Annotated in this window: 1 protein-coding gene; it reads right to left on the reverse strand. The window is 60.2% G+C overall.

Annotated features, from left to right (window positions below; genetic code table 11):
• Positions 1-422: substrate-binding domain-containing protein (locus tag ABB33_RS17910; RefSeq protein WP_056932980.1), on the reverse strand; the 422-nt coding region annotated here is incomplete at both ends.

A 422-nucleotide genomic window follows, 5' to 3' on the forward strand; every position in this document is an offset into this window, starting at 1 on the left:
GGTTTCTTCCTGGGGACGCTGCAAATACGTCACGATCTCGTAGGGGCCATCGATGAGCGGCCGCATCGTGATCCCCCATCTATGGGCATGCGCGATGCGCGATTGCGCGGACACTCCCACGCCATAGCCGGCCGCGACCCACGTGGCCAAAAGGCCAAATGAAGTCACGTACTGGAAGTTCTGCCGACCGGTCGCCAGGAGGTTGGAAAGCGGCTCATCCAACTTGGAGCAGATTTCCGCCTGCCAGCGATACAGCGAGTAGTCCAACAGATCGGCGATCGTGAGTGGCGCCTGGTCAAGCAAAGGGAACCGTGGAGGCACGGCAACGGCCATGTCTTCGATCCACAACGGCTGGATTTTCAAGGCTGCGTCGTTCGATGCCTGAACCGATAGCCCTGCGTCGTAGCGGCTCTCATGGAGTC

Source organism: Stenotrophomonas acidaminiphila, from assembly GCF_001431595.1.
GTDB lineage: Bacteria > Pseudomonadota > Gammaproteobacteria > Xanthomonadales > Xanthomonadaceae > Stenotrophomonas > Stenotrophomonas acidaminiphila.